Origin of the sequence: Acetobacter conturbans (assembly GCF_011516755.1) — a bacterium.
In the GTDB taxonomy this organism is placed as follows: Bacteria; Pseudomonadota; Alphaproteobacteria; order Acetobacterales; family Acetobacteraceae; genus Acetobacter; species Acetobacter conturbans.
On record NZ_WOSY01000044.1, the window covers coordinates 1 to 7,548 of the forward strand.

4 protein-coding genes and 4 pseudogenes are annotated in these 7,548 nt (G+C 52.0%); 3 read left to right on the forward strand and 5 right to left on the reverse strand.

Features of this window, described 5'->3' with window-relative positions:
* Positions 1-255: pseudogene (locus tag GOB81_RS16890) on the forward strand (IS5/IS1182 family transposase); the annotation flags it as partial.
* Positions 256-407: 152 nt separating this feature from the next.
* On the opposite strand, the pseudogene GOB81_RS18105 reads toward GOB81_RS16890, so the two are convergent.
* The 4 genes and pseudogenes from GOB81_RS18105 to GOB81_RS16905 all read right to left on the reverse strand — a co-directional run.
* Positions 408-569 (reverse strand): annotated as a pseudogene (locus GOB81_RS18105) (transposase); the annotation flags it as partial.
* Between the two features lie 56 nt (positions 570-625).
* Positions 626-2,161 (reverse strand): aldehyde dehydrogenase family protein, encoded by a 1,536-nt coding sequence (locus GOB81_RS16895; RefSeq protein WP_242010329.1) that lies wholly within the window; start codon positions 2,159-2,161, stop codon positions 626-628.
* Entirely contained in the window at positions 2,158-3,495 is a 1,338-nt protein-coding gene (locus GOB81_RS16900; protein WP_173571411.1) for an ammonium transporter, read from the reverse strand. The genes GOB81_RS16895 and GOB81_RS16900 overlap by 4 nt, the downstream gene beginning before the upstream one ends.
* 91 nt (positions 3,496-3,586) lie before the next feature.
* A complete protein-coding gene (locus GOB81_RS16905; protein ID WP_173571412.1) occupies positions 3,587-5,182 on the reverse strand; it encodes a GMC family oxidoreductase in 1,596 nt (531 codons plus the stop codon).
* A 320-nt stretch (positions 5,183-5,502) separates the two neighbouring features.
* On the opposite strand from GOB81_RS16905, the pseudogene GOB81_RS16910 reads away from it, so the two are divergent.
* Positions 5,503-6,648: pseudogene (locus GOB81_RS16910) on the forward strand (ISL3 family transposase); the annotation flags it as partial.
* A gap of 188 nt (positions 6,649-6,836) precedes the next feature.
* The gene (locus tag GOB81_RS16915) at positions 6,837-7,121 is read left to right on the forward strand and encodes a recombinase family protein (RefSeq protein WP_173571413.1); all 285 of its coding nucleotides are present in this window, start codon (positions 6,837-6,839) and stop codon (positions 7,119-7,121) included.
* Between the two features lie 41 nt (positions 7,122-7,162).
* Here the strand turns inward: GOB81_RS16915 and GOB81_RS16920 are convergent.
* Positions 7,163-7,548 (reverse strand): annotated as a pseudogene (locus tag GOB81_RS16920) (ISL3 family transposase); the annotation flags it as partial.

Below are 7,548 nucleotides of genomic sequence, written 5' to 3' on the forward strand. Positions count from 1 at the left end.
CAGGGCTTTGTCTCCAAGGTTCATCGCAAAAAGCCGCATCTCAAGCCTATGCCCCGGCATATCCAGAAATCAAATGCTGGAAAGTCGGTCATCCGCTCGCGTGTCGAGCATATCTTTGCCGATCAGAAGTCACAGACAGGGCTGTTCGTCCGAACTGTCGGTATTGCGCGAGCCAACATGAGGATCGGGCTGGCCAATATCACCTATAATATGCGCCGCCTCCTCTTCCTCAAAAGATTGAGTGCGAGCGCGTAGCCATCCAGCGAGGGACAACACTCGATCCGCTCAAAACGCAGGTCAAAAATGACCCAAAGCGCCGTCAATCAAATCGCCAAAAGCCAGAAATTACCGGCCAAGCACATCAATCAAGGGTTCTTCGATCCCTCCAATTGTAGGCGGGGCGCCAGTGCAGTTCCGTAGCGGATCATGTAGCGCAGAGCGTTGAACAGTTCGTTCAAATCATGCTGCCGCTGTTCCGCGCCCTCTCACATCAGAACAAGATACGGAACAACCAACGACCATTTTTCGTCTGACACGTCAGAAGGATACAGCTTGTAATCTTGCGTCATTCAGCATTACTAAACCAATCACGCACGAAATTACATAATACCCTCTAGGAAAATGTTTAGTATCCAGAGCATACCGCCTTTATCTCTGTAAACATGCGGATTGCTTCAAAGCCTCCCTCACGTCCCCAGCCCGATTGTTTCATCCCGCCGAACGGCAGTGTCGGATCAAAATAATTATGGGTATTGATCCATACCGTACCAGCCTCTACGCGTGCGGCAAGCTTATGAGCCCGTTCAAAATTCTGCGTCCAGATACTGGCAGCCAACCCGAAAACAGTATCGTTGGCGTCAGAAACAAGCTTTTCGATTTCTTCATCTTCATAAAGGATGATGCTGAGTACCGGACCAAAAATTTCTTCCGTAACGCATGACATGCTGGATGTTGCGTTGACAATGAGAGTGGCCGGCACAAAAAAACCGTCTGTTCCTGAAGGAACTTTCCCCTGAATAATCGTTGCACCAGCCGATTCTGCTGCGCTGATGTAACCCAGAACGCGCTCTTTTTGCACCTGAGAAATCAACGGCCCCATTGTAACCGCTGTATCAAGGCCGTGACCGCAAACCAGATTATCTATCGCTGCGGATAGTTCTGCCACAACTGTATCATGCAAAGAACGCGGTAGATATAACCGTGAACCGGCTGTGCAAACCTGACCTTGATTGAAAAAAATCCCTCTCATCACACCTGCGACCGTTTTCTCAACGTCCGCATCCGGCATAACCAGAACTGGAGACTTTCCTCCCAACTCAAGTGTTACCCGTTTGAGGTTGCTTTGTGCCGCCATGATTGCGATCTGCCGCCCCACATCCGTAGAACCGGTAAAGGCAACTTTGTCTACATCTGGATGACGGACGAGAGCCCCCCCTGCTTCTGCTCCAAAGCCGGTTACGACATTAATAACACCGGCTGGGATACCTGCCAATTCAGCAAGCTCGGCCAGTCGCAATGTCGTCAGTGATGTGTTTTCAGCAGGCTTAATCACAACAGTACAACCCGCAGCCAATGCTGGCGCCAGTTTGTAAGCCAGCAGTACCATCGGAAAATTCCACGGCACAATCAGCCCCGCCACTCCTACAGGTTCGCGTAAGGAATAAGCATGTCCACCAGCACTACCAGCCAGCTTGATAGCTTCGCCATTCAGCTTGGTAGCCCACCCGGCCATGTAATGGTAAATGTTACAAGAGAGGGCCATGTCCGCATGCCGGGCATAAACTACGGGCTTGCCTGCATCCACGGCTTCCATCTCAGCCAGTTCATCGGCATTATCTTCCAACACTGCGGCAAAACGGAACAGTAATTTGGAGCGTTCAAGCGGCGTCATGTCCGCCCATGCTCCTTGCTTGAATGCTGATCGTGCGGCATTCACCGCACGATCAATATCCTGCCCGTTACCAGCGGCAATACTGCTGATCGCTTTGCCCGTTGCCGGGTCGATAACCGCAATCCGTTCCGTACCTTCGGCTTCGCACCATTGCCCCCCAATATAAAGCCCATGCCTACGCTGCAGGAATGCTTTCAGGCTATCTGAATACTGTGGGCTGGATACATATTCCATATTAAGAACACTCCCTGCATTTTTTATTGTGCTCATTTGGCGGTGATTTCCTCAGCATTTTTTGACCAGTATGTTACGTCCATGCCATCAACTTCACACTGCCTGGAAATCCGCAACCCTGACGTTTTCTCGAACACCAGACAAATCAGCAGAGCAGGTACCGCAGCCAACGCCATGACAGCCAGCACACCCTCCAGTTGCAGAAGTGGGGTAATATGCGCATGCCCCGGTGCAAACTCTCCTGTCAGGTCAGGAAAACCAGCTGTAGCTTTCCCCCAATGCACAAAGCCAACCAGAATAGCGCCAACTGCGCCTGGGCCAAGGCCAAGCGGCACAACCTTGGGTTCATCGATTTTCAGCAGGCTGATCAGACGAGATGTCAGCATGGCTACAATCGGTCCCCCCATGCCAAACAAAACACACTGCAGAGATGTACCAATATCAAACAGGGTACCACACATCACCGCCCCTGCCACAGGCCCGAAAAACACCCATACCGGCTCTTTTGTCAGGCACGCCACAATCGCTCCCGCAATGCCGCCACCAAGTAAAGCGCAGAAGACATTGACCAGAATAATACCAATACCAGATTGCGTCATTGAAATACCTGACACGCCTTTACCCGGTGCAATCCATGTTGAGCCGATCGCGACAAGCGGCACAGCGACCATGATGAAAAAGGCCCCCAGTGCTACCGATGCATAATTACTGGCCCCAGGCTTAAGACCAAGCGGATCAGGGCTGAACACTCCCGCCCTTGGCCCAAGCCGCCATGCAACAATAAGCGACCATGTGCCCGCAAATACATAAAGCGGCAGAACACCTTCAAAATCGTGCAAGCCGAGATTGGTCAGGGGAGAAACCGGTCCCCATGTTAGATATCCCGCCAAGGGGCAGAAAATCAGTCCAGCGATAAAAGCCATTGTATAAAGTGGAGCACTTTTTATGCGCTCGATCGTTCCGCTATGAATAAGCCCTATCGTGGCCATTGCAAAGGTAATGAAAAATACGACAAAGACCTGCTGCACATCTGCTTCTGGCACTGCCTTGGGGTCCAGCATAACAGAAGCTGTTGTTACCGCATGACTACCTAACCACCAGTCGCTAAGAGCCTGTTTCAAGGCGCCATCAACCCCAAAAGCAGTATAAAACTGCCATTGCCAGATTGCGTAGCCACACACTCCCATACCAGCGCCACCGAGTAGACAGGCCACAAATTTCTGCACCCATGTGTGCAGTACATTCTTTTTTCTGGCTAGGCCGGAATCAATCAATCCCAAACCAATAACCACAAACAGGACACTGACAGCGCTGACAAAATAGATAAACGCCGAAACAATGTTATCTGTTGAGACCTGTTCTGTATACATAATTGGCCTCCGTTTGTACATAGCCGCACTGTCGGACATTCCACTTTGGAATGCCCTTGAGCCGTCGTTTTAATTGGAATAGACGCTGACTTTACTGTCGGCGATCTTCTACGAACATTGCAGCCCCGTTCCGGGCCAAAGCCTGTGTTGGTGCATTGGTATTGGCGCTGACAATATTAGGCATAATCGATGCGTCAATAACTCTCAGGTTACTGACGCCACGCACACGCAGACGTGCGTCAACAACAGACCTGCTGTCAGCCCCCATTCGGCATGTGCCCACAGGATGCCACATAGTATTAGCAACCTTTCTCACCCACTGACCAATCGCCTCGTCACTCTGAGTTTCCACACCGGGCTCAAGCTCCTCTTCGAGCACGGCTGCAAGTGACTGCTGTCGCATAACCTCACGAATGGCCTTAACCGCTCCAACAGCCTTCTTCAGGTCACGCTCATCACCAATGAAGTTCGGATTGATCTGGGGCATCGAGGTGGGGTCTGCATTGGCCAACCGTACCCAGCCACGACTATCGGGCTGCAGAATGACCAGTTCAAGCGTGACACCCGAGCGTTTTCCGGTTGGAATAAGCCCATCCTCGGAAATGACCGGTACGTGATAGCACTGGATTGTCGGATCCGCTGTCAGATCATCGGGGTTCCAATGCGAAACTGTTTCGATACAGTTACCCGCAGCCGGCCCATCCTTGGTCAACAGATATTGCAACGCTGCCTTGGCCGTGCCCAGACCAGAAGAAATATTCTGATACCCGATATTACCTCTCACATAGGAGCGGACACAGAAAATGGGATGATCCTGCAGATTTTCACCAACCTCTGGTGCATCAACCTTGACGTCTATTCCAAATTTCTGAAGCTGCTCCGCCGGCCCCACACCTGAATGCATGAGAATTTTCGGGCTATGAACCGCACCGGCAGACAGGATGACGTCATCAGCCAACAGTCTGTGGTACTTGCCTTTTACCAGATATTCTACACCATAAGCCTTGCCGTTCTCGATCAGCACACGGGTTACAGTCGCTCCGGTCACAACATTGACGCGGCCTGATTTCATATGCTTGCGGAGATAGGCATCCACGGCGCTACACCGTTTGGCCTTGCTGATGTTTGTCTGAACCGGCGAAACACCTATCTGGCTGGCACCATTATAATCCACATTATAGGGTAGGCCGTATTCTTGGAACGCTTTGACACAAATCTGATTCAACTCGTTAATATTTTTTGTAAGCTGAACTTGAAGCGTCCCATCAATACCATGATAGGCGTCATGGAACGTATCGTTACATTCCTGAGCAACAAAATGAGGCAGCATGTCGGCATAAGACCAGCGGCCTTCACCCCGTACCGCTACCTGCCAGGAATCATAGTCACGCGGCTGCCCCCGTACATAGCATACGGCATTGACCGATGTGCTGCCCCCCAGCACTTTACCCGAGCGATAAGGACGGGCAGTACCATACATCGGCACTGTATTGTACTGCCACATATGCTTGTCATACTGAAGGATTTTTGCGAACCCACCAGGAATCTTGATCAAAGGGTCCTGATCCGTTCCACCTGCTTCAAGCAGAGTGACTGTCGCATCTGTGTGTTCTGCCACATAAGATGCGACTACGCAGCCGGCTGCACCGCTCCCTATTATAACAACATCAGTCTTGCCAGAAGACATATGCTTTTTACCTTCCTTGATAGAGAAAATCAGAAGAAAGCAACCACACGCGCATATTATTCTGAGTGGTTACTTGTTCTATGCCTTCTGATTACAATCCGAATCCAGACATTGAAACATTTGACGTGTTAGAGTCCAAAATAGCGCATACGCGATAAATGGCAAGAAGAATATTCCGAGACCATAACGTTTTATCCACTCTGGAGCAGAGTAAGCCGGCAGTTTCCCGGTTCTTCCGCACTTTTCGTGATGGGTATCTTGTACTGAGGTTCCGGAACTGGGAAATCCAGAAAGTCGTTCACTTTCATGGATATTCCCCAGTGTCACGCCTTCGGTCTCTTGATCTTCCCCGTTCCCTCGTCGTTCGTCGTGTTGTTGCACTGGATAACAGAGTGGAGATCGAAGTCGGTCTGCGAAAACGGAGTGCAGTGTGTCCGGACTGTCAGTGCCCGACACAACGCATTCACAGTTTCTATCAGAGAAAACTCGCGGATCTTCCATGGCAGGGCCGTCCAGCCACGCTGATCGTTTCTGTGCCGCGCTTTTTCTGCCAGACGATGCTTTGTCCACGTCGGACGTTTGTCATGCCCCTTGAGGGGATAACCGTGCGTCATGGCAGACAGACCACACGTCTTGCCGATCTTCATTATTATATCGCCCACACCCTGGGCGGTTCCGCTGGGGCACGAATGACCGTGCGCCTGTGTTGCCCCATCAGCGCGGATACTCTTGTCCGCCGTCTTCTCTCACGTGTGCAGAACACCACAAAAGGCACGGCCCTTACACGTGTGGTGGGGGTGGATGACTGGGCATGGCGGCGGGGACATCACTATGGAACGATTGTGGTCGATCTTGAGAAAAATGATGTCATTGACCTCCTGCCAGATCGGGACGCTGATACCCTTGCCCGATGGCTGCAGGTCCACCCCGGTATTGAAATCATTGCCAGAGACCGTGCCGGTACTTATGCAGACGGATGCCGCAGAGGCGCACCATCCGCTCTTCAGGTGACAGACCGCTGGCATCTGCTGAAGAACCTGTCAGACGCTTTTGTCAGCATTCTGGATCGTTTTACGACGACTGTCAGGACCCTGACACGACAGATGAACGTATCAACGGTCGTAAGCAAAATATCTGAAACAATCAGAGCGCATCCAGAAGAGGCGCAGGCGGTCGTCAGGTCAGCCTCTGGGGAACGGCGTGACATTCTTTTCAAGGAAGCTCTTGCCCTGAAAGCAGCGGGACACAGCATTCAGGCTATCGCCACAACGATCGGGGTAGAGAGAAAAACCGTGCGGCGCTGGTTTCAGCGGGGCCATGCACCACCATGGAAAAGAACGGTTCCGTCACGCAGCATACTCGTGCCTTACACAGCCCACCTGGAAAAGAGATGGTCCGAAGGATGTCGCAATAATCGTCAGCTATGGCGGGAGCTCCTGGAGCAGGGCTTTGCAGGACAATATGGGGTCGGTACATAGAACGGGCACAGATATACGCTAAGGTCGGATGCTGAGGGTATATGACGGAAAACAGGTGTTTTCCGTCATTTTTTTCTTGCCGGGAAAAGATAGCCGCCAAGGTAGCAAAAACTGCACGACAAACCATGTCGCTTTGCATTACTGTGCGGAAACTCTTCTGATGAGGTTTGTCGTACATGCTGGTCGGTTATATGCGAGTGTCCTCAGCCGACGAACGCCAGTCAGTGGATCTCCAGCGCGATGCGCTGATCGCGGCTGGCGTCGATGCACGCCACATTCATTCCGACAAGGCCTCTGGTGCCCGCGACGATCGCCCTGGCCTCAAGACGTGCCTCGCCTGGCTCAAGGAAGGGGATACGCTGGTGGTCTGGAAACTCGACCGTCTGGGCCGTTCTCTATCGCATCTTCTCGATATTATCGGAGATTTTCGGGAGCGTGGCATCGCTGTTGATTTTCACTGAGAACTGGGTTCTTCCGCACTTTTCGTGATGATTTTTTTTGATTATGCGGGCTGAAGGACACGCGCCCTGAGGAGTTCGAAGCCTGCTCTTCCGAACATGGTTCGCTTGATCATTTTCAGTCGGCTGATCTGTCCTTCAACCGGGCTGGTTGTCCAAGGTGTGACAAGAGACGCTTCAATGGCAGCCGCATCCCGTTCAAGCGCGGGAATCAGACGTGACAGCAGCGTCATCTTTCCTTCTTCCAGCAGAGCCTTCAGATCGCCTCCCGTGCAGGTGTCACCCCTTTTACAGAGCAGGGTCTGCATTTTCCTGAGCCAGCAGAGTGTGACGGCAAGGTGCGGTTCAGCTTCCAGAAGGGCAGGAACCAGCAGTCCCTCCTGTCCGGCAGATAACGGATCCTCTGCGAGGAGAAGCCGCGCAAGTCTGC